At 66.1% G+C, this 24,796-nt stretch carries 23 protein-coding genes and 1 tRNA gene; 9 read left to right on the forward strand and 15 right to left on the reverse strand.

The window, feature by feature from the left end; all coding sequences use genetic code 11:
* The first annotated feature begins 218 nt into the window (after nucleotides 1–218).
* A complete protein-coding gene (locus NNX34_RS11205) occupies nucleotides 219–710 on the forward strand; it encodes an SRPBCC domain-containing protein (RefSeq protein WP_255766599.1) in 492 nt (163 codons plus the stop codon).
* Nucleotides 711–719: 9 nt separating this feature from the next.
* The gene (locus NNX34_RS11210; protein ID WP_255766600.1) at nucleotides 720–2,096 is read left to right on the forward strand and encodes an FAD-binding oxidoreductase; all 1,377 of its coding nucleotides are present in this window, start codon (nucleotides 720–722) and stop codon (nucleotides 2,094–2,096) included.
* Here the strand turns inward: NNX34_RS11210 and NNX34_RS11215 are convergent.
* Nucleotides 2,093–3,802, reverse strand: a complete 1,710-nt coding sequence (locus NNX34_RS11215; protein ID WP_255766601.1) for a glycoside hydrolase family 13 protein — start codon at nucleotides 3,800–3,802, stop codon at nucleotides 2,093–2,095. The genes NNX34_RS11210 and NNX34_RS11215 overlap by 4 nt on opposite strands.
* Nucleotides 3,803–4,078: 276 nt before the next feature.
* Here NNX34_RS11215 and NNX34_RS11220 point away from each other — a divergent pair, with 276 nt between their 5' ends.
* Nucleotides 4,079–4,615, forward strand: a complete 537-nt coding sequence (locus NNX34_RS11220) for a DUF4190 domain-containing protein (RefSeq protein ID WP_255766602.1) — start codon at nucleotides 4,079–4,081, stop codon at nucleotides 4,613–4,615.
* A 33-nt stretch (nucleotides 4,616–4,648) separates the two neighbouring features.
* Here the strand turns inward: NNX34_RS11220 and NNX34_RS11225 are convergent, their stop codons facing one another.
* The 4 genes from NNX34_RS11225 to NNX34_RS11240 all read right to left on the reverse strand — a co-directional run bounded on the left by NNX34_RS11225 (nucleotide 4,649) and on the right by NNX34_RS11240 (nucleotide 9,640).
* Nucleotides 4,649–6,010 carry a DUF4032 domain-containing protein gene (locus tag NNX34_RS11225; RefSeq protein WP_227922831.1) on the reverse strand — a complete coding sequence of 454 codons (1,362 nt, stop codon included), beginning with the start codon at nucleotides 6,008–6,010 and terminating at the stop codon, nucleotides 4,649–4,651.
* 105 nt (nucleotides 6,011–6,115) lie between these two features.
* Nucleotides 6,116–7,204, reverse strand: a complete 1,089-nt coding sequence (locus NNX34_RS11230; RefSeq protein WP_255766603.1) for an ABC transporter ATP-binding protein — start codon at nucleotides 7,202–7,204, stop codon at nucleotides 6,116–6,118.
* A gap of 166 nt (nucleotides 7,205–7,370) precedes the next feature.
* Nucleotides 7,371–8,156, reverse strand: a complete 786-nt coding sequence (gene otsB, locus NNX34_RS11235; protein ID WP_255766604.1) for a trehalose-phosphatase — start codon at nucleotides 8,154–8,156, stop codon at nucleotides 7,371–7,373.
* 2 nt (nucleotides 8,157–8,158) lie between these two features.
* Entirely contained in the window at nucleotides 8,159–9,640 is a 1,482-nt protein-coding gene (locus tag NNX34_RS11240) for a trehalose-6-phosphate synthase (RefSeq protein WP_255766605.1), read from the reverse strand.
* 169 nt (nucleotides 9,641–9,809) lie between these two features.
* Here NNX34_RS11240 and NNX34_RS11245 point away from each other — a divergent pair, with 169 nt between their 5' ends.
* The gene (locus NNX34_RS11245; RefSeq protein ID WP_255766606.1) at nucleotides 9,810–10,679 is read left to right on the forward strand and encodes a thioredoxin domain-containing protein; all 870 of its coding nucleotides are present in this window, start codon (nucleotides 9,810–9,812) and stop codon (nucleotides 10,677–10,679) included.
* Nucleotides 10,680–10,835: 156 nt separating this feature from the next.
* Nucleotides 10,836–10,912, forward strand: a tRNA-Thr gene (locus NNX34_RS11250).
* Nucleotides 10,913–11,382: 470 nt separating this feature from the next.
* Here NNX34_RS11250 and NNX34_RS11255 read toward each other — a convergent pair.
* Both NNX34_RS11255 and NNX34_RS11260 read right to left on the reverse strand, forming a co-directional pair.
* Entirely contained in the window at nucleotides 11,383–11,586 is a 204-nt protein-coding gene (locus tag NNX34_RS11255; protein ID WP_255766607.1) for a hypothetical protein, read from the reverse strand.
* A gap of 330 nt (nucleotides 11,587–11,916) precedes the next feature.
* Complete coding sequence (locus NNX34_RS11260) at nucleotides 11,917–12,594, reverse strand: hypothetical protein (protein WP_255766608.1); 678 nt, start codon at nucleotides 12,592–12,594, stop codon at nucleotides 11,917–11,919.
* 330 nt (nucleotides 12,595–12,924) lie between these two features.
* Here NNX34_RS11260 and NNX34_RS11265 point away from each other — a divergent pair, with 330 nt between their 5' ends.
* From NNX34_RS11265 to NNX34_RS11275, 3 genes are all read left to right on the forward strand, one after another.
* On the forward strand, nucleotides 12,925–13,062 hold the full coding sequence (locus tag NNX34_RS11265) for a hypothetical protein (RefSeq protein WP_255766609.1): 138 nt from the start codon (nucleotides 12,925–12,927) through the stop codon (nucleotides 13,060–13,062).
* Nucleotides 13,063–13,234: 172 nt separating this feature from the next.
* Nucleotides 13,235–14,059: a histidine phosphatase family protein gene (locus NNX34_RS11270; RefSeq protein WP_255766610.1), complete on the forward strand. Its 825-nt coding sequence runs from the start codon at nucleotides 13,235–13,237 to the stop codon at nucleotides 14,057–14,059.
* Between the two features lie 54 nt (nucleotides 14,060–14,113).
* On the forward strand, nucleotides 14,114–14,488 hold the full coding sequence (locus NNX34_RS11275; RefSeq protein ID WP_255766611.1) for a DUF4259 domain-containing protein: 375 nt from the start codon (nucleotides 14,114–14,116) through the stop codon (nucleotides 14,486–14,488).
* A 98-nt stretch (nucleotides 14,489–14,586) separates the two neighbouring features.
* On the opposite strand, the gene NNX34_RS11280 is transcribed toward NNX34_RS11275, so the two are convergent.
* From NNX34_RS11280 to NNX34_RS11315, 8 genes are all read right to left on the reverse strand, one after another.
* Nucleotides 14,587–16,065 carry an ATP-binding protein gene (locus NNX34_RS11280; RefSeq protein WP_255766612.1) on the reverse strand — a complete coding sequence of 493 codons (1,479 nt, stop codon included), beginning with the start codon at nucleotides 16,063–16,065 and terminating at the stop codon, nucleotides 14,587–14,589.
* Nucleotides 16,066–16,145: 80 nt separating this feature from the next.
* Nucleotides 16,146–16,655 carry a hypothetical protein gene (locus NNX34_RS11285; protein ID WP_227922849.1) on the reverse strand — a complete coding sequence of 170 codons (510 nt, stop codon included), beginning with the start codon at nucleotides 16,653–16,655 and terminating at the stop codon, nucleotides 16,146–16,148.
* A 158-nt stretch (nucleotides 16,656–16,813) separates the two neighbouring features.
* Nucleotides 16,814–17,728, reverse strand: a complete 915-nt coding sequence (locus NNX34_RS11290) for a ribokinase (RefSeq protein WP_255766613.1) — start codon at nucleotides 17,726–17,728, stop codon at nucleotides 16,814–16,816.
* A gap of 31 nt (nucleotides 17,729–17,759) precedes the next feature.
* Complete coding sequence (locus tag NNX34_RS11295) at nucleotides 17,760–19,193, reverse strand: MFS transporter (protein ID WP_255766614.1); 1,434 nt, start codon at nucleotides 19,191–19,193, stop codon at nucleotides 17,760–17,762.
* Complete coding sequence (locus tag NNX34_RS11300) at nucleotides 19,190–20,644, reverse strand: MFS transporter (RefSeq protein ID WP_255766615.1); 1,455 nt, start codon at nucleotides 20,642–20,644, stop codon at nucleotides 19,190–19,192. Before NNX34_RS11300 ends, NNX34_RS11295 begins: the two co-directional genes overlap by 4 nt.
* On the reverse strand, nucleotides 20,641–21,588 hold the full coding sequence (locus NNX34_RS11305) for a nucleoside hydrolase (RefSeq protein WP_227922853.1): 948 nt from the start codon (nucleotides 21,586–21,588) through the stop codon (nucleotides 20,641–20,643). Before NNX34_RS11305 ends, NNX34_RS11300 begins: the two co-directional genes overlap by 4 nt.
* Before the next feature lie 416 nt (nucleotides 21,589–22,004).
* Entirely contained in the window at nucleotides 22,005–22,232 is a 228-nt protein-coding gene (locus NNX34_RS11310; protein ID WP_255766616.1) for a hypothetical protein, read from the reverse strand.
* 330 nt (nucleotides 22,233–22,562) lie between these two features.
* Nucleotides 22,563–23,513 (reverse strand): NADP-dependent oxidoreductase, encoded by a 951-nt coding sequence (locus NNX34_RS11315; RefSeq protein ID WP_255766617.1) that lies wholly within the window; start codon nucleotides 23,511–23,513, stop codon nucleotides 22,563–22,565.
* An 80-nt stretch (nucleotides 23,514–23,593) separates the two neighbouring features.
* On the opposite strand from NNX34_RS11315, the gene NNX34_RS11320 reads away from it, so the two are divergent.
* Entirely contained in the window at nucleotides 23,594–24,676 is a 1,083-nt protein-coding gene (locus tag NNX34_RS11320) for a PLP-dependent cysteine synthase family protein (RefSeq protein WP_255766618.1), read from the forward strand.
* Nucleotides 24,677–24,796: the final 120 nt, after the last annotated feature.

The raw sequence follows: 24,796 nt of genomic DNA on the forward strand, positions 1-24,796 counted from the left end.
CGCCGATGGTACTGCATCCGGGAGGATGTGGGAGAGTAGGTCACCGCCGGACAATATTTGAATACAGGTTGAGCCCGTACCAGTGCTGGTACGGGCTCTTCCTCTTTAACGGGCCAGGCTTGTCGGGCCCGGTCAGGCACGGCCCCGCCGGCGTCGAGGCAGCAGGCGCCGTCCGCCCGACCCTAGGCAGCCGGCCAGGTCCCGGTAGGCTGGAAAGCATGAGCCCCTCCCTGTTTTCCCACGCCGCCGACCCGGACCCGGAGGGCACTAAACAAGACGTGTCCGTTCCGGACGTCGTGGCGGTTCGGCAGATCCCCCGAGACGCAGAAGAAGCGTTTAACGGATTCACCGATTACCTTCACCTGTGGTGGCCGGAGGACCTTACGGACTTCGGTGAAGGTACACACGCCGAGTTTGAGGGGGGCGTACTTACCGAGACAGGACCCGAGGGCGAAACCGCGGTCTGGGCCACGGTACGTACCCGGGAACCGGACACGTTGCTGGAACTGGACTGGGTGGCTGGCCAGGACCCGCGGATCCCCACGGATGTACGCGTCGACTTCGCGTCGGGGGCTGACGGTTCCACGGTGGTGACGCTCCGCCACTCAGGCATTGACCGGCTACCCGACGGGGCTCGGGAATATGAGCGGCTGCAAAGCGAATGGTCGGAGATCCTGGATCGCTACGCGCGCTTTATGGGGGCGCGGTAGTCTGCTGGCATGTCCCTGGATGCCCTGCACGGCCTCACCCTTAGTGGCCCGGACCTGCTGGTCGAAACATCGCCGGAGGTACTCGCGGCCTATGCCACAGACTGCGGGCCGGTACTGGCCTATATAGAGCCGTTGGCCGTCGTCTGGCCCACCAGTGTGGAGGGCGTACAGGAGGTACTGCGTTGGGCCTCTGCAACGGGCACAGCCGTTGTACCGCGCGGCGCCGGCACTGGCGTCTCTGGCGGAGCACACGCCACAGGCGGCTGCATCATCCTTTGCCTCGACCGAATGAACCGCATCTTGGAACTCAACCCGCAGGATGAAGTGGCCATCGTCGAGCCCGGCGTGATCAATGCGGACCTGAATGCTGCGGCGGCTGCCCACGGGTTGATGTACGCGCCGGATCCGGCCAGCTACCTGTCCTCAACCATTGGCGGGAATGTGGCCACTAACGCCGGCGGTCTCCGCTGCGCGAAGTACGGGGTAACCCGTGACTCCGTCCTGGCGCTCGACGTCGTGCTGGCCGACGGAACGCTGATCAGCACTGGCCGGCGCACCTTCAAGGGAGTGGCCGGCTACGACCTCACCAGCCTCTTCACCGGGTCGGAAGGCACACTGGGCATTATTGTCGGCATCACCGTGCGCCTGCGGTACCTGCCGGTGGCGGTCCGAACCATTGCGGCCTTCTTCCCTGATTTTCCGACGGCGGCCGCCGGCGTTTTGGCGGTGGGCACCGCCCGTGTGCAGCCGGCCATCATGGAGCTGCTGGACGGTGCCACCCTGACCGCTTTGGACGAAGCCCACGGCAGCGCCCTCCGCGCCCGCGGCGATGCGCTGTTGTTGATCCAGACAGATGGTTTCGGAGCCGACGCCGAGGCCGACGTCGTGCGCAGAGTGCTCAACGAACTGGGCGGAACGGTAAGCACTGAAGGGGCAGCGGAGGCCGAACGGCTGGTAGAACTGCGCAGGCACAGCCGCGGAGACGCGGTGCTGGACCAGGAGCGGGTAGGGGAGGACGTCGCCGTCCCCCGCTCAGCGCTGGTGCGGTATGTCGCGGAGCTGGAACGGATGGCGGGACAGCACCGGGTCAACCTCAAGGTGGTAGCCCATGCCGGAGACGGCAACCTGCACCCCACTTTTTGGGTGCAGGCCGACGACGACGGCGGACGCGACCGGCTGGACGCCGCACTGGACGATTCCATCACCGTTGCGCTGGCAATGGGCGGAACGATCACAGGCGAACACGGAGTGGGCCAGTTCAAGCTGCACTGGCTGCCGCAGGAGCAGCGGGCAGAGGTGCTCGAACTGCAGCGCAGGGTGAAAGCAGTGTTCGATCCAGCAGGCATCCTTAACCCCGGGAAGGCTATTCCCGGCGAGCCGCACTAGCCCAAGCGCATCCAGACGGTGCGGTTGGGCCGGAGCCGCGCGCCCTCGAGTGCGTCAGGCGAGCTGCCCATCAGCCGCGGCAGATCGGGCAGCTGGACCGGTGCATCGCCCATATTCATGGCCACCAGCACGCCGCCATTCACAAAGGCGACCAGCCCGTCGTCGTCGTGCTCCGGCCACCACGCCAGTGAACCGTTGCCAAGATCCAGTTCGCGGCGCAGGTCCAGGGCACGGCGGTAGAGGTTCAGGGTTGAGTCGGGGTTGCGCTGCTCTATGTCCCGGGAATGCCTTCCCCAAATAGGCGGCTGCGGCAGCCAGCTCTCCCCGGTGGAGCTGAAGCCGTAGCTTGGCAGGTTCGCTTTCCAAGGCAGCGGCACGCGGTTGCCGTCCCGGCCGACGCGGACTCCAGCGGTGCGGTGGAAGGTGGGGTCCTGACGGAACTCATCCGGAATCATCGTGTGGTCCGGCAGGCCCAGCTCCTCGCCCTGGTAGAGGTAGACACCGCCGGGCAGGGCCAGCATTAACATGGTGGCGGCGCGGGCACGGGCGAGGCCAAGGTCAAGGTCGGGCTGTTCGTCCTGCGGTCCGAGCCCGTCCCCTGTGCGGGGACCGGCCCCGGTCAGGCCGAAGCGGCTGGCGTGCCGGACGACGTCGTGGTTGGACAGCACCCAGGTGGTTGGTGCCCCGACGCGGTCGAAGGCGTGCAGGGAGGACTCGATGACATGCCGCAGGGCCGGGGCATGCCAAGGGTGGTGGAGGTAGGCGAAGTTGAACGTCTGGTGCATTTCGTCGGGCCGGACCCAGTCGCTGAGCCGCTCGATCGGGTCGATGGTCGCTTCGGCGCAAAGCACCCGGTCCCCGTCGTAGGAGTCCAGGATTTTCCGCCAGGACCGGAAGATGTCATGGATGCCGGGCTGGCCGAACATGGGTGCGTCCGAGCCGGGGAATCCCTCGGAGGAGGACCCGTCCGCGCGTCCGCCCCAATCCGGGAGCCCGGACTTCTTGATCAAAGCGTGGGCGACGTCCACGCGGAACCCGCCGACGCCGCGGTCCAGCCAGAACCGCAGGATCTTCTCAAACTCGGCGTGCACGGCGGGGCTGTCCCAGTTGAAGTCCGGCTGGGAGGTGTCGAAGAGGTGCAGGTACCACTGTCCGGGGGTGCCGTCGGGTTCGGTGATCCGGGTCCAGGCGGGGCCGCCGAAGTGGGACTGCCAGTTGTTGGGCGGGTTCTGTCCGTGGTCTCCGGTGCCGTCGCGGAAGATGAACAGGTCCCGTTCCGGGGAGCCGGCGGGGGAGGCCAGGGCTTTTTGGAAGAGGGGGTGCTGGTCGGAGCAGTGGTTGGGGACCAGGTCCACGATGATGCGGATGTTGTGGCGGGAGGCTTCGGCGACGAGGGCGTCGAAGTCCTCCAGGGTGCCGAAGAGGGGGTCCACGGAGCAGTAGTCGGCGACGTCGTAGCCGGCGTCTTTCTGCGGGGAGCGGTAGAAGGGGGAGAGCCAGATGGCGTCGATGTCGAGTTCGGCCAGGGCGGGGATCTCGGCGGTGATGCCGGGCAGGTCCCCCACTCCGTCCCCACGCAGGTCGCGGAACGAACGCGGGTAGATCTGGTAGATCACCGAGGACCGCCACCACTCACGGCCGGCGGGCGGCTCATGGACGGGGACCAGCCTGGCCAGGCTGGAAGCGGTAGTCAGTTGTTCAACCATTCAGGGCGTCATCCTTCGCGCAGATTTTTTCACCTTACAGTTCCATTTAACGACTCCGGCTTCCGCTGAGTCGGCGATGGTCATGCAGATCACAGGAGATTTACGCCACGCTCTGCAGGAAGCGGGACGTCTGCTCTCCGTTCCGGGAATGGATGGTACGGCTCAGCTTGAATGTATAGGATTGGCGTAGGTCACACCGACTTTGCGTAGTCGGATGGATGTCGAACGGACGCCGTCGCGACCACGCTAACCACTTCATCTTCAGGGGGAATACGCGTGTCAGAGAACCGACCAGAATGGCAGTCCGGCGGCGACCCGGCAGCCGCAAACGATGGTGCTTCGGATAGCGGCCAGTATGCCCCGCCCCCGTCGGCGCCGTCCGCCTACCCCGGGTCCCAGCAGGAAACGGGAAACACTGCGTATCCTTCCTACGGCCAGCAGCCGGAAGTGCCTGCGTACGGACAGCAGCCTGCCTACCCGGGAGCCGGCCATGACGCGCCGGCCTACGGCCAGGAAGCGCCGGCCTACGGCCAGCAGCCTGGTTACCTGGCGTACGGACAGGATGCCTACCCCCAGCCGCGGCCGAACCCGGGCCAGGCCATGGGCATCGCCGGCCTCATCACGTCCTTCTTCTTCTCCGTGGTGGGCCTGGTGCTGAGCATCGTGGGGCTGAACCAGTCACGCAAGGCCGGGATGGGCAACACTCCCGCTGTAATCGGCATCATTGTCGGCGGGCTGGGAACCCTCTTCACGATCCTTTTCATCATTTTCATGGTCGCGGTGGTCGCGGCCGAGAGCGGTTCCAGCTACTGACCCGCACAACGGCACCACCGAGGAGCCCCGGCCCTAGGCCGGGGCTCCTCCTGCGTCCAGGATCTCCATAGTCCGGGTATCGGTGCTGAGCAGGATCGCAGCTTCGTCACGCCGGTGGCGAAGGATGGTATCCATGTACGACTGCACCGCCTCGGCCATGGGCACGTTGCGGTTTGCGTTTTCAGACATGTACCAGCGGTGCTCCAGGACTTCGTGCACCACCTCGGCGGCCTCGAGCTTGCTGCCCAGATCCCGCGGCACGGCCTTGACTATCGGTTCGAAGACCTGCGTGACCCACAGATGAGCGCTTAGCTCTTCGTCGAGTTCCGGATGGTTGGTCACCCGGTAGGAGTCCAGGTCATTAAGCAGCCGGCGGGCCTGGTTCTCCTGGGCATCGATGCCGGTCAGGCGCAGCAGCCGGCGTTGGTGATGGCCGGCGTCGACCACCTTGGGCTGCAACTGGACCTGCGTCCCGTCAGGGGTGGTGCTGATACTGAGCTCGTCGACGTCGAACCCCAGGTCATTGAGGCGCCGGATGCGGGCATCCACACGCCACCGATCAGCCATTCCAAAGGATTCCCGCTCGGTCAGCTCGGCCCAGAGCCGGCGGTAGCTGTCCATGATCCGTTCGCTGGTGGCCAGCGGATCCACGGACTCCTCGACCAGGCCGCCCTCGGCCAGGTCCATCAGTTCCCCGGCGATGTTGACCCGGGCGATCTCCAAGTCGTATTCGCGCTGCCCGTTGGACAATTCGGGGTAGAGCTCCCCGGTTTCCGCATCCACCAGGTAGGCGGCGAAGGCGCCGGCGTCGCGGCGGAAGAGTGTGTTGGACAAGGAGACATCGCCCCAGTAGAAGCCGGCCAGGTGCAGGCGGACCAGCAAGAGCGCCTGGGCATCGATCAGCCGCGTCAGCGTGACTTCGCGCAGGGTCTGGGAGAAGACGGCACGGTAGGGAAGGGAGAAGCGCAGGTGCCGGGTGACCAGTACCGGCTGCAGCTCTTCACCGGCTGGATCCATACGGCCGGTAATGACCGCCACCGGAGCCACTGCGGGGACGTTGAGCCGACGAAGCTTGCGCAGCATGTGGTATTCCTGCCGCGCCACGTGTTCGCTGGTTTCCTTGATGGCAATGAGGGAATCGCCGAGCCGCGCGAAGCGGACAACGTGACGGGAAATTCCGCGGGGGAGGGCGGCCAGGTTCTCCTTGGGCCATTCCTCCAGCGGAATGTGCCAGGGCAGGTCCAGCAGGGCCGGGTCCATGGACGCAGCGGTGATGTTCAGCGACCCCAGCGTGTTGATCCGGTTGGTCGAGGAGCGCGTGGTGCGGGGCAGCTTACCGGTCTGCTCCCAGTCCGTGGGTTCGTTCTGCCAGTTGGCAGGTACGGAATCTGTCATAGGCGAAAGCCCTTACGTCTCAGCATGCATTAACGAAAAAGCGGTGGCTCCCCACCTCAAAAGTTTAGTTGAGCAGGGGAGCCACCGCATGTCGTTCCGGCCGGGTTACGCCTGTTCCGCCAGTCGTTCCCCGTTGGAGGTGTCGAACAGGTGCACGTGGCCCTTCTGCGGGCGGACGTGGAGGGTGTCGCCCTTCATCGGAGGACGCCGGCCGTCAACGCGGACCACCATGTCATGGTCCTTGCCGTCGATGGTGCTGTGGCCGTAAACGTAGGCATCTGCTCCCAGTTCCTCGACCACGTCCACCTCGACGCGCAGGCCCTCGCCCTCCGGCACGGTTTCCATGTCTTCAGGGCGGACGCCCAGGGTCACGGTGTTGCCCGCGGCGGCGCCGAGCACCGAATTCTCCACCGGGTACACGGACCCGCCGAAGGCCACGCCGCCGTCCACCACCGGAAGCTCGAGCAGGTTCATGGCCGGGGAACCGATGAATCCGGCCACGAAAACGTTCCGGGGGTGATCATAGAGGTTGCGCGGGGTATCGACCTGCTGAAGGACGCCGTCCTTCAGCACTGCCACGCGGTCACCCATGGTCATGGCTTCCACCTGGTCGTGGGTGACGTACACCGTGGTGACGCCGAGCCGCCGGGTCAGCGAAGCAATCTGGGTGCGGGTCTGCACACGCAGCTTGGCGTCCAGGTTGGAGAGCGGCTCATCCATCAGGAAGACCTGCGGGTTACGCACAATGGCACGTCCCATGGCAACGCGCTGGCGCTGACCGCCGGAGAGGGCCTTCGGTTTGCGGTCCAGGTAGTCTTCGAGGTCCAGCAGCTTCGCGGCCTCGCGGACGCGTTCCATGCGCTCTTCCTTGCCGATGCCGGCGATCTTCAGGGCGAAGCCCATGTTGTCCGCCACGGACATGTGCGGGTACAGCGCGTAGTTCTGGAAAACCATGGCGATGTCGCGGTCCTTGGGCGGAACATCGGTGACGTCACGGTCACCGATGAGGATCCGCCCGGAATTGACGTCTTCAAGCCCCGCGAGCATCCGCAGCGAGGTGGATTTTCCGCAGCCCGAGGGGCCGACGAGAACCAGGAATTCGCCGTCGGCGATTTCGAGGCTGAGGTTGTCTACTGCGGGGCGTTCCGTCCCCGGGTAGACGCGTGTTGCCTGGTCAAACGTTACCGTTGCCATGGTGTTTCCCTTCACGGGCAGGTACGTGCCCGACGATCCGTTGTGAATGGAGAGCTATGTAGTTGAGTCGATCACCGCTGGCAGGTCTTCACCGACCTGTGACGCAGCTCACGGGGACAGTATTACACACGTTGTCCAGCTGCGAACGTCCGGCCCGTGCGGGTTGTTATCCGGCGACGGCGGCGGCACGCAGCCGGGCAAGTTCTGCGAGTACCGCAGTGAATTCCTCGGGGGAGGCGACCCGGTATGCGGCGGCCGTGCTCCCGTCGCCCACCTTGATCGAGACGTCGCCGGGCTGCAAAGCCGCGAAACCGCGTTCGTCGGTGACGTCGTCGCCGGCGAACAGCACCGCCGTCGCGCCTGTCAGTTCCCGCAGGGCAAGGATGCCTTCGCCCTTGTTGGTGTGGACGACGGAGGCCTCCAGGACGGATTTGCCGTCGGTGACCTGAACACCGTCGAGCAGGCTCAGTTCCCTCCGCGCTTCCTCAGTGGCGGCGGCGGCAGCGGCCGGTTCGGAGACGCTGCGGGTGTGGAGGACGACGCCGGCCGGCTTGTGTTCCAGCCGGCAGCCCGGGTGCCGGGCGACCACGGATTCCACCGCTGTGCGGGCGCTGGCCAGCAGCTGGGCCTGCTCGGCGGTCAGCTGCAGCGGTTCCTGATTCGGACCGGTCCAGGTTTCGGCGCCGTGGCTGCCGATCAGCAGGGTTTCGGGATCCGGGGATGCAACGGTGCGCAGGCTGTCGAGCGCACGCCCGGAGATGAACGCGGTAACGGTGTCCTGGAGGGAAGCGAGGGTCCGGACAGCGGCGGCCGATCCGTCCAGCGGGCGGGCATCCTCGGCATGTTCCACCAACGGGGCGAGCACACCGTCGAAGTCCAGCGCCACCAGGAGCTTCCCAGTGCCGGCCACGGACTCCAGCGCCGCCTGCAGCTCGGTATCCAGCGCACTCATGACTACTCCCGGTCCTGATTCTCGGTCTGTTCCCGGTCCTGGTCCTGTTCGAGGGCCTCCAGGAAGTTCCGGGACCACCGCTCGACGTCGTTCTGCAGCACCTGCCGGCGCATCAGGCGCATACGCCGGCTGGCTTCCCTGGCCGGCATGTTTACCGCGGTGAGGATGGCGGCCTTCAGCCCGTCGATGTCGTGCGGGTTGACCAGCACGGCCTGGCGCAGCTGGTCCGCGGCGCCGGTGAACTCGGAGAGCACCAGGGTGCCCGTATTGCCGGTGCGGGCGGCGACGTATTCCTTCGCGACCAGGTTCATGCCGTCGCGCAGCGCGGTGACGAGCATAACGTCAGCGGCAAGGTAGAGCGCCACCATTTCCTCCACCGGATAGCTGTGGTGCAGGTAGCGCAGCGCGGTGTTGGAGATGGTGTCGAAGCTGCCGCTGATCCGGCCGACGGTGCCTTCCACTTCTTCGCGCAGCAGCCGGTACTGTTCCACGCGCTCGCGGGAGGGGCTGGCCACCTGGATCATGGCGGCGTTTTCCACAGTGATCCGGCCGTCTTCGAGGAGTTCGCCGTAGGCCTTGAGCCGGTGGCTGATGCCCTTGGTGTAGTCCAACCGGTCAACGCCCAGCAGCACCGTGTCCGGATTGCCGAGTTCGCGGCGGATCTGCTTGGAGCGTTCAATAACGTCTTCGCGCTGCGCCAGCTCGGCGATCTGGCTGGCATCGATGGAGATGGGGAACGCCTCGGCGCGGGAAACGTAGGACAGTCCGTCTTCCGTGGTCACGTTCACCTGCTGCTGGCGGATGGTGTAGCCGGCGAAGCGGCGTACGCAGCGCAGGAAGTTGCTCGCATCGGACGGGCGCTGGAACCCGATCAGGTCCGCACCGAGCAGGCCCTCGATGATGTTCCGGCGCCAGGGCAGCTGGGCGAAGATTTCCAGCGGGGGGAAGGGGATGTGGTTGAAGAAGCCGATCTTCAGGTCGGGCCGGGCCTGCCGCAGCAGCTGGGGGACCAGCTGCAGCTGGTAGTCCTGGACCCAGACCGTGGCGCCCTTCGCGGCGACGGAAGCGGCGGCGTCGGCGAACCGGCGGTTCACGGTGCGGTAGGCATCCCACCAGGTGCGGTGGAACTCCGGGGCGGCAATCACGTCGTGATACAGCGGCCACAGCGTCGCGTTGGAGAAGCCCTCGTAATACAGTTCCACTTCGTCGGTGCTCAGCGGCACCGGCTTTAGGTACATGTTGTCGTGGTCGAAAGGTTCCACTTCTTCGTCCGGGGAGCCGGGCCAGCCCACCCACGCGCCGTCGGCCTTTGCCATCACGGGAGCCAGGGCCGTGACCAGCCCGCCTGGTGAGCGCCGCCAGGTTTCGCCGTCGGATCCACTAATGCGGTCAACCGGAAGCCGGTTGGACACGACGATGAAATCGAAGTCGCCGTAGCTGTCCGGAGCGTCTTCCTTGGAACTCGGATCCGCGTCAGCGTTCACGAATGGCACCCCTTTATAGATTGGTCGTATATTGCCACTCTAGCGAAGCGGGGAAACTTTGTACCGCCCGCGGGCGTTGGTCGAAAGGTGGTGGGCGCCGTTCCCCCTACACTGGTGATGAGCTGAGCGGCCCCGGAAACGTGGCCGGCGTTGAGAGACATGAGGAATTATGACTGACCGGAACCCCAAGCCGACCAAGGCGGAACGCACTGCTGCTGCCCGCGAGCAGGCGCGCGCACTGCGCGAGGCCCAGCAGAAGAAGGAGCGGCGCAACCGTCTCCTGGTGATCTGGGGTGTTGTGGTGGCCATCGTTGCGGTGATCGCGATTGTGGCCGTAATTGTGGTGAACAGCATGGGCAAGGACATCGCGAACACCGGCACTTCGCCGGCCAATGCCAATGAGTACGGCGGGTTTACGCTGACCTCGACCACCGCGCTGGAGCCCACGGAAACCTTCGACTTCGACACGGAGACGCTGCCGGCCGCGCCGGAGGAAGCCGCCGAGGAGACTCCGATTCCGCCGGGGGTTGAAGCTGCACCGAAGGGTGAGCCAGTCCAGGTGGTGGAATACGTGGACATCAACTGCGTGCACTGCGCAGACTTCGCCGCTACCTACGACGATCAGATCTCCCAGTGGCTGGATGCGGGCGAAATCACCTACGAATACCGCACCGTGGCATTCCTGGACCGCAACTCCACCTCCAACTACTCCTCCCGCGGCGCCAATGCAGCGGCATGCGTGGCGGACCAGAGCCCCGAGTCCTACTGGGACTTCATGAAGGCCATCTTCGCCCAGCACGCCTCCGGTGAAGTGAAGAACGCCGAGCTGGTGGACATGGCTGCGTCCGTGGGTGCCGATACCGAGGGCATGGAAGACTGCATCGACGACGGCACCTACCGTCCGTTCGTGAAGTACGCGGACCAGCTGGCACGGGTGGACGGCATCAACGGCACCCCGACGGCCTTCGTCAACGGCGAGGAAGCGGACCTGAACACCTTCGTGGAAACTGTCCAGGGCGCCATCGACGCCAACAAGTAAGCCTGGCTTGGCCCGGCGCCTGTTCCCCGTGAAACCTTTCCGGTTTCACGGGGGCGGGCGCTCTGGGCTAATCTTGTCTAGCGCTGTTGTTCGCACCCGTTTGCTCGGGCGGACGACGGCGGCGTGACCGGCTGGGACTTTTAGCCCGCCGGCCATGCCCCCTTAGCTCAGTTGGCCAGAGCACCTGTCTTGTAAACAGGGGGTCGCCGGTTCGAATCCGGCAGGGGGCTCCACGAAACCCCTTCTGATCAGGCATAACGCCCGGTCGGGAGGGGTTTTTCTATGGGCTGCCAACGGCTCACTACACGTTTAGACACGCTTTCGGCGGAATAGGTTTCACCCGTCAGGCTGCGGGCCGCAGAGAAACAAATATGTAGAACAGTAAAGAGTCCATGGGACCGAGCACGCGCCATGGCATGCGTGCCTGCGGCGTGGGTGACGGTGCGGCCGCTGGCATCAAGGATGGCGATGTGCCCCTTGGAGGTGGGCCCATAGGCCCGGTCTTGCTCGCGGACCGCCGCCGAAGCACAGGGATTCCAGGGTGGTCGTGGCAATGGGGATTCCGTCGGTCAGACGCACCTCCCGGCCCTCATTGAGCTTGAACGGGGAGGACACTGAGGCCGTGCAAGTCCGCTGGGAGAGGTTCATCGGGACGAGCTTGCATGCCCCGCCGTCCATCGCATGCAGGGGTAAAAGGCCGGGGTCAACAGCCCGCAGGCCGTTTGCCTTGGCGTTGAACGCCGGCCCAGTCCTCGATCTTGTTCTCGGCAAGGCCGTCCTGCATCCAGTACCGGGTGGTCAGTGCCTCGGTCAGGACCGGCAGCTTCACGGAGCCGGGCAGACCGCGGCTGATGCGCAGACGGCGGGTCAGGGACTCGAAATCGTTGGAGGGCATGTTGTCGGCCATGAACTTGAGCTTGGAGAGGGTGAAGGGGGCCGCGACTACGGTGCTGGTGCCCTCGCTGGTCAGCGGTCCGCCAGTTTTTCGGGGGTAAGTGCTTCGGCACCGGCGGCGAACAGCGGTAGGTCAGGGACTTTGCCCGAGGTAGATCATTCCGGTGGCTTCGCAGCGCAAGCCGGGAAAACGGAGCGGTCCAGCGGCGCGTTGTGCGACGCTGCTTCGAGCCGCTTTTCGGTTCGGTGAGCGGCGAGGAGTTCTTTGGGGAAGCTGTGGCTGTCATACCTTCCTTCTATGTCTGCGGCAGCCACCCCGGCTCCCTCCCCGCCTCAGGCTGCGCTATTTCCAGGTTTCAAGCTCAGCCGGCTCCATCTGTGCCACGCCTCCCTCGTACAGGTAAATGTTCCCGGCGGCACAGACGGTCGTGCCGGGCGCGATCGGCTCCAGCTGGACGCCCCACATGATGAAGGTGAACCGTCCGTTGTCGGGATAGTCCAGGCCGACGTTGACGAAGCCGCCGTCGTAGGTGTTGCGCACGCTCGTCACCGGGCCGCAGATCCGCTGATAGGTCCCGGCGTAATCCCGTGCACTGTCCCACCCCAGGCCGCCTTGCGGCCAGCCCCCGGCTGGGACCGCGCCGGGTGCCGTACCGCCCTTGCAGTGCCCGTCCTGGCGAAGCATAACCAGCGCTTCCGGGTCGGTACTGCCGGCAATCTCGTCGCAGTACACGTCAAAGGGCATATCGGATGAGGCGGCGTAGCTGGTAAAGACATCCATTTCCGACGGGCAGACCTCCGAGAGCAGCGCAACCTCATCGTTGACCCTGTCAGAGTGCTCCCCGGCACGGACGTGGTCCATCGTCTGGTTCAGCAGCGTCCGGCACTCCTGGGGAGGACGGGGTTCGGGGTAATACGGTTCGAGGGAGTACGAACTGCTGGACGAGGAGGAGCATCCGGCCAGGGCCATGAGTGACAGTGCCGCTATGAGCAGGGGCGCTGCCGGGAAGTTCTTCTTCATGCGGTTCCTGACCGTTCCTTGGCGTGTGCCGGATGTGTGTCGGATGACGCGCCCAAGAATGCCACAGCAGGGTGTCCCTCCGGCGGTTTTGCCACGGGTGTCGGTTGAAATCCCTCGGGGAGAGAGCACGGGGGCGCACATATTTCCCAGACGCGAAGCGTCCCGTCGACTGCCTGGACGACGTGGACCGGGTCCATACGTGCCAACGGCAAGTACAGGACCCGGATTCTCTATGTCACCCACCGGACCAGCCTTCCTGCCAAAAAGGTTCTCACCCGCACGTTTTATCTACCCATCGCCGTTGGCATTGCCCTGGCCGTCTACTTTGCCGTGACCGGTGAGTGGGTTCTGGCCGCTGTCATGTCCGTTGTCTCGCTGAGCACCCTCGCTGTCTACCCCTGGTATAAGCGTCAGCTGGCCGCCCGGGATGCGGCCGCGGCAAAAGCTGAAGGCGTCGACGGAATCTAGTCCCGTCCTCCAAACGCTGTGCGCGCGGATTCGTGAAACCCCGGCGCTCCGGGTACAAAGGATGTCGCGCGCACGACGCTGGGGGCCTGCTTCTCCATGGTGCGTCCAAGGCGATCGAATGACACCCATAAGATAAAAAGCAGAGTCAGTGCGCGCGCGTTAGGAGTCTCCAATGGTCATGCCCCGGAACCTGTTCCTCGTCCGTCACGGACAAAGTGAAGCGAACGTAATGCAAAGGGCAGCCAAGGCCGGGGACCCGAGCCTCTACACCGAAGAGACGATGACCGTCCCGGACCGTTCGTGGCGGCTCACGGAACTCGGGGTCCAGCAGGCCAAGGTCGCCGGGGCCTGGATCGCCCGGCAGAATATCGAATTCGACCGCGCCATGGTCTCCGTCTACACCCGGACCCGCGAGACCGCCGCGCACCTCGGGCTGGACGTGCGCTGGGAAGAGAACCGGGTGATCCGCGAGCGTTCCTGGGGCGAGATCGGATCCATGTCAAAGCAGGACTTCGCTCAGAAATATTCGCAGAACGCCGCCTACCGCGAGAGCGATCCGTTGTACTGGGCTCCGCCCGCCGGTGAATCCATTGCCAATGTCGCCGAAAACCGGGTGCGGAACATCCTGAGCACCCTGCACCGCGAAAACGCCCGCGACAACGTCCTCCTGGTGACCCACGGTGAATTCATGTGGGCCACGCGCCTGGTGCTGGAGCGCTGGAGCGACGAAGAGTTCCTGGAACGGGACGCGGACAAAGAGCAGATGATCCACAACTGCACCGTCCTGCAGTACACCAGCACCGATCCGGCCAACCGGAACAACATCCGCGAAAAGCTCAACTGGGTCCGCCGCTGCTGGCCGGTTCAGGTCGACGGCGAATGGACCATGTTCGTCGGCGACTGGGAAGAGTTCGACCGGAAGTACTTCACCAGCGAGGATCTCCTGGAGCGGGCCGAAGCAAACCGGCATTTCCTCGAGGGAGCTTTCGGGAGCTGAGCAGGTCCAACCGGCTTCCGCCCCGTAAATTCATTTATCTGCAATACTCGCCGCATGGGTGCATGGGGGAGTGGCATTTTTGCCAATGACACGGCGGCGGACATTCGCGGGGAGTACCGCGAACATCTCGAGGACCAGATTCCGGACGAGGAAGCGACGCGCCTGGTCATCGAATCGTTCGGTTATCTGCTGCGCGAGGACAACGCTGCCGAGTTGTGGGTGGCGCTCGCGGCGGCGCAGTCCCAGGTGGGCAGGCTCGACGACGAGGTGAAAGCCGCCGCGCTTGATGTGATCGATCAGGGCAGCCGCCTCGAGGAGTGGGAGGAAGCGGGCCCGGACGAACTGGCCGAACGTGTGGCGGCCCTCCAGGAACTGCGGGACCAGCTCACCGGGCCGCAACCGCCCCGAATGAAGCTCCGCCGGCGGTAGCCAGTCTGGGAGCACAGGACCATCTGGCCGGTGGCCGGGCAAGGCGCGCCGCGTAGGCGGACGGGAACATTCGAAGGGCCGGCGCACACAGGTCCGGGCTAAGGCATCCAACCAAACGTGTACCCCACGCTGACCCCGGGCTGCGGACCTGCGCCGCCGTGCCCGAAGCCCGCGCTACCGGCGCCGCCGTCGTCGTCCCCGGAACCGTCTCCACCTGCACCCAACAGGCTTCGGGTCAGGGCCTCGCCCTGCCCCATCAGCTCCTGCGCCGCTGCGGCCAGATGGGAATCGCCGGGTTTCTCGCCGGCATCCACTGCCCGCAGCACCGCGCGGCGCACCAGCTCCCGGGCAAAGGACGCTGTTGCGCCCTCGGACTGCTCGGCCGCGGCCTGAAGTGCGGCATCGGAGAACACCCCGGCGGGGGCATAGAGTTCCAGCAGCCGGACACGGTTCTCGACGCCGGGCAGCGGGATCCGGACGGCAAGGTCCACCCGTCCCGGTCTCTGCACCAGTGCCCGTTCGAGGGCCTCGGCGCGGTTGGTGGTCATCAGGAACACGACGTCGGCGTCCGCATCCAACCCGTCCAAGGCATCCAGGACTTCAAAGAGCAGCGGCTGCGGGCCGTGGCCCATGTTGCGGTCCTCGGCCACCAGGTCAATGTCCTCGAGAATCACCATGGACGGCGCCATGGCGCGGGCCAGCCGTGCGGCCTCACCCACCATGTGCAGCGAATTCCCGGCCAGCAGCACCGCCGTCGTCCCCTCGCTGGCGCTGAGCAGGTGGCGCACGGTGTGGGTCTTTCCGGTGCCGGGAGGGCCATAGAGTAGGACACCGCGTTTCAGGTGCTGTCCATGCTCCCGGAGCACCTCCCGGTTGGCCGCGATGCCGAGCACATGGCGCCGCACGCGGTCGAGCACCTCACCGGGCAGGATCACTTCCTCCGCCGGCAACGACGGGCGGGCGAGGAAGGTGACGCCGGCGCCCTGCTGGCCGTACGGATCGAAGGCGAAGGAGACAACCTGGCCGCGCAGGATGCTGTTGGTGCGCAGTTCTTCCTGCAGCTCGGCCAGGAAGCCCACGGACGCTTCACGGTTCCGGCCCAGCACCGCCACGTCCGCTCCCGAGCGTCCGTACTGGGGGTTGGCGGCGCGCTGCAGCACGGCAAGCGGAACACCTTCATAGGCGAATAACCGCAGCCCCAAAGCCACCACCTCACGGGTGCTCTCCGGCCCCACAGCGAGGTTCACGAAATCGGGCTGGCCGATCCCCACGGGTCCGTAGCCTTCCAGAACGATGTCGGCCAGGGATTGGTGCTGTCGCTGCTGCCCGCCGCCCACCCCGATGAGCCGGGCCGCCGGATCCCGTCCGGCGATCTTCTCCAGGGAAATGTCCAAGTCCGCGAACCGGTGAACCGGAACATCCTGCGACACAATCGGCACGTCAGCCGCAGGCACGCCGATATGCTCCGTCAGCACGTCCAGGATGCGTTCCCTGCCATCGTTTCGCGTCAGATGCTCCCGCGAGAGCTCGATGGCGCGGTTGAAGTTGCTAAGGAATTCCCCCAGTTTTTCATCCATGCGGGCAGAGCCTAGCACCAGCGCAAAAAGGCGGCGCCTCCCATCGGGGAGGCACCGCCTTCACTGCACTGCAGAGGTGGCTAGTAGGCCTGGTTGAGCGCTTTATGCTGCCGGTACTGGCTCATTTCTTTGAAATACGCCGGCGACGGCTTCCGGTACACCATCACCGTGGCCACGACCAGTGCCAGGATTCCCCACCAGCCCAGCAGGTTTGTTCCAGTGAACAGGGACAGCACTGAAAGACCGGTGTAGACGGCAAGCAGGATCCGCGCCCAGTTATGGCCCTTGCGGATGAAGATGGCGGCTACCAGAGTGAAAGCGAGGCAGATGACGCCCAGCGCCACCAACAAGACGACGCCTTCGGCAGTGACCGTGTTGCCGTCCGCGTTCGCTATGAAGATGCCCGCGGGGACACTCAGCACGGTCAGGGCCACAGTGACCATCAGCAGCACGAAAGCTGAATCAACCTGCTTCGGCCGCTTCGGCGCGACCCCCGCTGCGGCAGGCCCGGGCACGCCCGGGGCTCCGGGATAGGCATAGGAATTGTAACTATTGGCGTTGTTGGTGCCCTGCGGCACTTGTTCGGACATGCTTCCCCCATAAAGCCGGCTGGTTCCGCGGCGGATTCGCCGCAGTACCTGCCAGCATAGGCGGCGGAGAACGAACTAACGAAAAAGCCATACGGAAAAGGGGCCCTGCCTCTGCCGAGCGGCAGAGGCAGGGCCCCTTGGAAGGACGGGATAGGTGGTCAGCCCGCCATGTCCAGCAGCGCCGAATACGAGGACTGCGCACCCTCGCGGGTAGCGGCCAGGGCGCCGGCGCGCGCCGCAAACTCGGCGGCCTGAACCAGCGAATCGCCGGCGGCAAGCCGCGCAGCAGTGCCGGCGGTGAACGCATCCCCGCACCCGGTGGTGTCCACCGCGGTTACCCGGGTGGGAGCGACTGCAACAACACGGTCCGCACCGGTAGCGGTGCCGTCCAGTACGACGGCGCCCTCGCCGCCGAGCGTGATGATGGTGCGGCGCACACCCAGGCGGGCCAGGGCGGCGATGACCCGTTCCCAGTCCGCCGCCGGATCGGACAGTCCAGTGACCAGCGCCGCTTCGTGGGCGTTGAGCAGCAGGACATCGGTCAGGGCCAGCAGTTCGGCGGGCACCTCCCGGTACGGCGACAGATTCAGCAGCACCTGGGCGCCGGCGTCGTGCCCGGCCTGCGCTGCGGCAGTCACCGCTTCGAGCGGCACCTCCAGGCTCAGGCAGAGCACTGCGGCGTCGTCGAACAGGTCCGCCGGGAGCTCGGCGCCGGTGACCGTGCCGTTGGCGCCGGGGGAGACGATGATGGTGTTCTCTCCGGCAGCATCCACCACGATCATGGCTGTGCCCGTTGCGGTGCCGGTGCGGCGCAGGACGCGGGAGGCGTCTACCCCGGCACCGGCAGCCGCCTCGAGCAGCAGATCCCCGTGCCCGTCCGCCCCCACAGCGCCGAAGAGCCGTACCTCGGCACCCAGCAGGGCAGCGGCAGCGGCCTGGTTGGCACTCTTGCCGCCCGGGACAATGACCAGTTCCGAACCGTTCAGGGTTTCCCCGGGGGAGGGGAAGCGCTCGGTGCGGACGGTCAGGTCGGCATTAAGCGAGCCGACAACTACAACTTTTCCGGCGGACATGCAGGGATTCTCCTTGGGTGGCGTGCTGGGATCAGCGGTGGTCGGTCTCGGCCTCGGCGGCGTCAACCTCGGCGTCGGCGGGCCTCGGGATGAGGAAGGACGTGGCCAAAGCCAGCGCCAGGATGACCAGACCGGCAATGATACCGGCGTAGTACCCGGTGGATCCCGCGCCGTCGGCCGGGGTGGCCGCCGTCTTCACCGCGTAGATGACGGCGAAGCTCAGGCCGGCGCCCAGGTTGAACGCGCCGGCGTTGAGGCCGGGCAGGAAGCCGGGGTTCTCCCGAGGGGAGAGCACGATACCCAGTCCGTTGAGCATGATGTTGCTGATGCCGGCATAGGTGATGCCGATCAGCACGGACACGCCCAGCAGCCCCAGCCGGGAGTCGCTGCCGACCATCAGGAGCATCAGGGCCAGGGTGATGACGGCGCCGATCAGGCCGATCCGCAGCACCTTGCCGTAACCCCAGCTGGCGGCCAGCCGGCCGGCGAGGGGTCCCAGGAGCAGGCCCGCCAGGGCGTACGGCGTAAGGGTCCACCAGGCGGACTCCTCGGCGCCCATGCCGAAACCGACGACGCCGTCCTGCGCCAGGGCCGGGATGATGCCGTTGATGACGGCAAACACTCCGGTCATGGTCAGCAGCGTGGTCAGCAGCAGGGCCCAGGTGGAGCGCTGCTTCAGCAGATACGTGGCCACGAGCGGTTGCTCGGTGCGGTTCTCCACCTTCCAGAACGCCACGAAGGCGAGGACGCCAATGACGATCAGGGCGATCACCAGCAACCAGTTGGCGTCCGCCAGCTTGCCCGCCTCGTTGAACGCGGTCAGCAGCGTGCCCACGGAGATGACCAGCGGAACAACGCCCACCCAGTCCATCTTTTCCTTCTTTTCGGCCCGGGATTCGGGCGCCAGGAAGAAGAGCAGGGCCGTGGCGACCGCACCGACAATGGCCATGGCCCAGAAGACGGAGGCGAATCCGTGGTTTTCCGCGAGGTAGCCGCCGGCGACGGCGTCGACCCCGGCAATGCCGCCGTTGACGGCGGTGATGACGCCCATCAGGGTGCCGTACAGCCTGGGATCGCGGATCTCCACGCGCAGCATGATCAGCGTCAGCGGAACCACCGGTCCCGAAACGCCCTGGATCAGCCGGGCGATGAAGAGAACCTCAATGCTCGGGGCGAGGGCTGCCACCACGGAGCCGATGGTCAGGACCACCAGCATCCCGGTGAGGACCTTCTTGCGGCCGATGATGTCACCGAGCCGGGGCAGGAACAGGGAGAACAGCGCGGCGGCGGTGAAGAACGCCGTCTGCGTCAGTCCGACTGCCGCGGAGGTCGTTTCCAGTTCCTCCTCGATGCTGACCAAGGCGGGGGAGAGCATGGAAGCGTTGAGCTGGAACGCCACACAGGCGGCCAGCAGGGCGGCCATTAGTGCGCCGACGTTTACCCGTCGGCGGGCGGTTTCAGTCACGAGTTCACCTCGATCTTGGCTCGGCCGGCGGTCGGTTCAGCAGCCGCCGGATCCGCGGTGACAGCAGGCTTGGGGATCAGGAAGGACGCGGCCAGGGCCAGGCCCAAAATGACCGCGCCGGCAATGATGCCGCCGTAGTAGCCTTCGGTGCCGGATCCGTCCGTAACGGTGGTGGCGGTCTTGGCCGCGTAGATCACGGCGAAGCTCAGGCCGGCGCCCAGGTTGAACGCGCCGGCGTTGAGGCCGGGCAGGAAGCCTGGGTTCTCCTTGGGGGAGAGCATAACGCCGAGGCCGCTGAGCATTACGTTGCCGATGCCGGCGTAGGTGATGCCAACCAGGATGGAAATGGCCAGCAGCCCCAGCCGGGAATCGCTGCCGACGACCGGGAGCATCAGGGCCAGGGCGATGACCGAGCCGACAGTGCCGATCCGCAGCACCTTGGCGTAACCCCAGGTGCCTGCCAGACGGCCGGCAAACGGGCCCACGATGAGGCCTGCGAGGGCGTACGGAGTGATGGTCCACCAGGCGGACTCTTCGGCGCCCATCCCGAAGCCCACGGCACCGTCCTGCGCCAGGGCCGGGATGATGCCGTTCATGACGGCAAAGACGCCGGTCATGGTCAGCACGGTGGTCAGGAGCAGTGCCCAGGTGGACCGCTGCTTCAGCAGGTAGGTCGCGATCAGCGGCTGTTCGGTGCGGTTCTCGACCTTCCAGAACACTACGAACGCGATGACTGCAATGACGATCAGGCCAATGACCAGCGGCCAGTTGGCCTCCGCCAGCTTGCCGGCCTCGTTGAAGCCGGTCAGCAGGGTGCCGACCGAGATGACCAGGGGCACAACGCCCACCCAGTCCATCTTTTCCTTCTTCTCGGCGCGGGACTCCGGTACGACGGCGATGACGAGGGCGGCGGCAATGACGCCGACGACGGCCATGGACCAGAAGATTGACGCGAAGCCGTGGTTCTGCGCCAGATAGCCGCCGGCAATGGCATCAACGCCGGCGATGCCGCCGTTGACTGCCGCAATGACACCCATCAGGGTGCCGTAAAGCTTGGGGTCGCGGATCTCCACGCGCAGCATGATCATGGACAGCGCAACTGTGGGGCCGGAGACGCCCTGGATCAGCCGGGCCAGGAACAGTACCTCGATGCTCGGTGCGAGGGCGGCCACCACGGAGCCGATGGTCAGGACCACCAGCATTCCGCCGAGGACCTTCTTGCGGCCGATGATGTCGCCGAGGCGGGGCAGGAACAGGGAGAACAATGCGGCGGCAGTGAAGAATGCCGTCTGGGTCAGGGCTACGGCAGCCGAAGTGGTGTCCAGCTCCTGCTCGATGGTGAACAGGGCAGGGGAGAGCATGGAGGCGTTCAGCTGGAACGCCACGCAGGCGGCCAGCAGAGCCGCCATCAGTGCGCCGACGCTTACCCGCCGGCGGGCGGTTTCACTCACAGGTCAACCTCGCCAATGCGCTGAAGAGCGTCGACAACCAGGTCCCAGAATTTCCGGTGGTCCAGATCGACGGCTACGGATGTGTTGCAGTCAGCGGGAGCCGGTGCGCGGAAGTCCGCCACGGTCATGCCCAGCGTCAGGGTGCCGGTCAGTTCCACGTCCAACGGCACGCGCCGGGTGGTCATGACGGAGGGATCGATGACGTAGGCCACGGCGCACGGGTCATGCACGGGCGGGAAATCGAAGCCCTGGGCGTCCTTGTACGCCTCGCCGAAGAACTCGAGCAGTTCACCGACGAACTTGGCCGGCTTGGTACCGACGGCGGCGATGCGCTCGGCCACTTCGTCGGTGGCCAGGGCCTGGTGGGTGAGGTCCAGGCCGACCATGGTCAGCGGCCACTTCTCGTTGAAGACGATGTGTGCAGCTTCGGGGTCGATCTTGATGTTGAACTCGGCCACGGCGGACCAGTTGCCCACGTGGTAGCCGCCGCCCATCAGGACAACTTCCTTCACCCGTTCGGCAATGCGCGGTTCCTTGCGCACGGCCATGGCGATGTTGGTCAGGCCGGCGGTGGGAACAAGGGTGACGGTGTTCGGCTCGTGTGCCATGACCGTATCGATGATCAGGTCCACCGCGTGGCGGGGATCCAGCTCGAGGGTCGGCTCGGGCAGCTCGGGGCCGTCCATGCCGGAGTCGCCGTGGATGTCCGGGGCGTTTTCAATGGTGCGGACCAGGGGGCGGTCGCAGCCGGCGGCGAAGGGAATGCCTGTGATATTTGCGACACGGGCAATTGCCAGTGCGTTACGTGTCACCTTCTCCAGGGTCTGGTTTCCGACGACGGTGGTCACCGCCAGAAGGTCGATCTCCGGGCTGCCGTGTGCCAGCAGCAGGGCGACCGCATCATCATGCCCGGGATCGCAATCCAGGATGATTTTGTGGGGCATTACGTCTCCGCTTCGTTGAGGTTCTAGCTCCGGGACCGCGGTTCCGGCATTTCGGCGCCCACTTCCGGTACTCCTACAGCGGCCCGCGGCGGTGCGGACATGGGGGAGTGCCCATCAGGCACCGGAATTAACGATATCGACGTATTGCGGACCACTCCGCCGTGGCTTCTGCCACGCCCCTGGCAGAGCGCCGGCCCAATTTGCCATCTGCCCGCCAGGAAATTATGCTGTCCGCCGCTCTTTCTCGGGCGGGGCGGTGCGGCAGGCTCCCGCCTCCCCATCCAGCTTGCCCGAACGGCACGGTCCCCGCCAGACAGGCGCAGCGATTGGGGTTGCCCGCGCCGCCTATCCGCGGGCCCGATGCGGGACGTTGGTGCGGCCGCCCTGCCCGCGAAGGGCGGGGCGGCCGTGCGTTCTTACCACCGGACCTTTCGTTCCCGCGGGCCTTGCTTCGTGGTCGCACGGGTGGGCTTGTGGTCCTTGCCGAGACTCTGCCAGCCGGGCAGGGCGGTCTCCGGAGCGGAGGCAAGCTGCTGTGCGCTCGCCTCGCTCAGCCGCGCTTCGGCCGCCGGAGCGAGATGGATCCCGACCGGCGGCAGTACGGGCTGTTCGGATTCGGGCTTTTTCTCTTTAGGTGCACGCATGGTGTTCTCCAATGGCTCTTGGCCGTTGAGGTTATGTCAGGGACACCGTCCGGGCATGCGAAAGCACACCGGTTCTACGGGGAGGCTTTTGCGGGGCAGACGGACGGGCTCGGAGGCAGCGCCTCAACAAGCTCTAATGGATGGTGTCTGCGGTGGGTTTCGAGCGCGCAGCGCTACTCGAATATCAGTGTTCCCATGCCGATGACCATAACAGCGCGCCCGTCCGCGGGATAGCCCTTTCCCAAAAACCCGATGCATTAACGACGACGACGGCGGCACCTGAGGCGCCGGTGCCGCCGTCGCGCGGTTGAGCGGCGGTCGAGCGAAGGATCAGAAGGTCAGGACAATCCGGCCGCGCAGGCCGCCGGCCTCCAGCCTGCGGTGCGCTTCGGCAGCCCGGTCGGCGGGCAGGACATCCGCGATCCGCGGGCTGAGCAGGTCCGCTTCGGCCAACGCCCGCAGCCGGTCCAGCTTCGCGCCGGAGGAGTACTCCTCGCCGACCCGGATCGCCTGCACCGTAATGCCGCGGCCGGGATCGCCGTCCCACCCGCGTACGGTGGCGAACCCGCCGCCGTCGCGCACTGCGCCCACGGCCAGCTCGTTCATCACTGCCGCATCGGCCACGGCGTCCACGCCGTCGGGGAATAGCCCGCGGACCCGGTCGGCAACGTCGTCGCCGCGTTCCACCACGTAGTCCGCTCCCAGCGCGGTCACGAGCTCCGCGTCCCGCGGGGAGGCGTCGGCGACAACGGTCAGCCCGGCCTCCTTGGCGAGCTGGATCAGATAGTTGCCGAGGGTGCCGGCTGCACCGGTAATCGCCAGGACCGAGCCTTCGGCAAGGTCCAGCTTCTCCAAGGTCTGCACCGCGGTGAGGCCGTTCATCGGCAGCGTGGCGGCGGCCTCCAGCCCAACCCCGGCCGGGACCCGTGCGATGGAGTCCGACGGCGCCACCAGGTACTCGGCGTAGGCACCCCGCCGGGCGGCCCGGGGCAGGGCCAGGGCCATGACTTCGTCACCGATCCGCCAGCCGGCTCCCTCACCCACCTCGTCGATCACGCCGGCGGCGTCCATGCCCGGAATATACGGCGGCTCCTGCCCGCCCATATCCTGGGCTCCGGAGCGCAGGACGGTGTCGGTGGGGCTGACGGCGGCGGCGCGGACCCGGATGCGAACTTCCCCGGGGCCGGCATGGGGCTCGGGCACGTCGAGGACCTCCAGGACCTCGGGGCCGCCAAAGGCGCGGATGCCAACAATCTTCATGGACTCGACGATATCGACCATCAGGGTGCTGATGACAATCCCGGGTGCCGGCAGACGGGCGGACAGGCCAGCAGGTGCCCGACCGAACGTAGGCTTGGAGCGTGAACACTCCTACGCTTCCGGACCGCACGTGGGCCGAGACCGCCATCCGCCGCATCGAGGCCGAGGGGGCACGCTCGGCGGACACGCATCTGTTCCAGGTCCCGGTCCCGGCCGGCTGGTCCGTGCAGATCTACCTGAAGGACGAGTCCACCCATCGCACCGGCAGCCTCAAGCACCGGCTCGCCCGCTCCCTCTTCCTCTTCGGCCTGGTCAACGGCTGGATCACCGAGGGCACCACCATCGTGGAGGCTTCCAGCGGTTCCACCGCTGTCTCGGAGGCTTACTTCGCCCAACTGCTGGGACTGCCGTTCGTGGCCGTGATGCCGCAAACCACCAGTGCGGAGAAGATCCGGCTGATCGAGCACTACGGCGGGCGCTGCCACTTCGTCGAGGAGCCTTCGGAGGTGTACGCCGCCGCGGAGGCCGTCGCGGCCAGCACCGGCGGGCACTACATGGACCAGTTCACGTACGCAGAACGCGCCACTGACTGGCGGGGCAACAACAATATTGCCGAGTCGATCTTTTCCCAGATGGCCCAGGAGGACCATCCGCTGCCGGACTGGATAGTGGTGGGTGCCGGGACCGGCGGGACAAGTGCAACGATCGGCCGCTATATCCGTTATCACCGGTATCCCACCCGCCTGGCCGTCGTGGATCCGGAGAACTCGGCGTTTTTCCCCGCCTGGCAGAATCCGGGGGAGCCCGCGGCCGGAAGGCCCTCCCGGATTGAAGGTATCGGCCGGCCGCGGCCGGAACCCAGCTTCGTTCCGGCGGTAATCGACCATATGATCCAGGTCCCGGACGCCGCATCTGTGGCTGCTGCACGGCACCTGAGGCGGCTCACCGGGCTGCATGCCGGCCCCTCCACCGGCACCAATCTCTGGGGTGTCTGGCAGCTGGCCGCCGCCATGGAAGCGGACGGCCGTGCCGGAAGCATCGTCTCGCTTGTGTGCGATTCCGGGGATCGGTACACCGCTTCCTACGGCGACGACGCCTGGCTGGCGTCCCGCGGACTGGACCCGGCCCGGGCCACGGCCGTGCTGGAGGAACTGTTCCGGACCGGGCGGTGGCCTGCGGGCTGATCCGCTCCATGCCGGCCCCGCAGCCGGAGCGGCAGGCACCGCTCCTCGATCGTTATTGAGAATTGTTGACAATCATGTTTACCAAAAATACCGTGTGTGTGACCTAGCTTACTTTTTACA

Origin of the sequence: Arthrobacter sp. zg-Y1116 (genome assembly GCF_024385485.1) — a bacterium.
GTDB lineage: Bacteria > Actinomycetota > Actinomycetes > Actinomycetales > Micrococcaceae > Arthrobacter_B.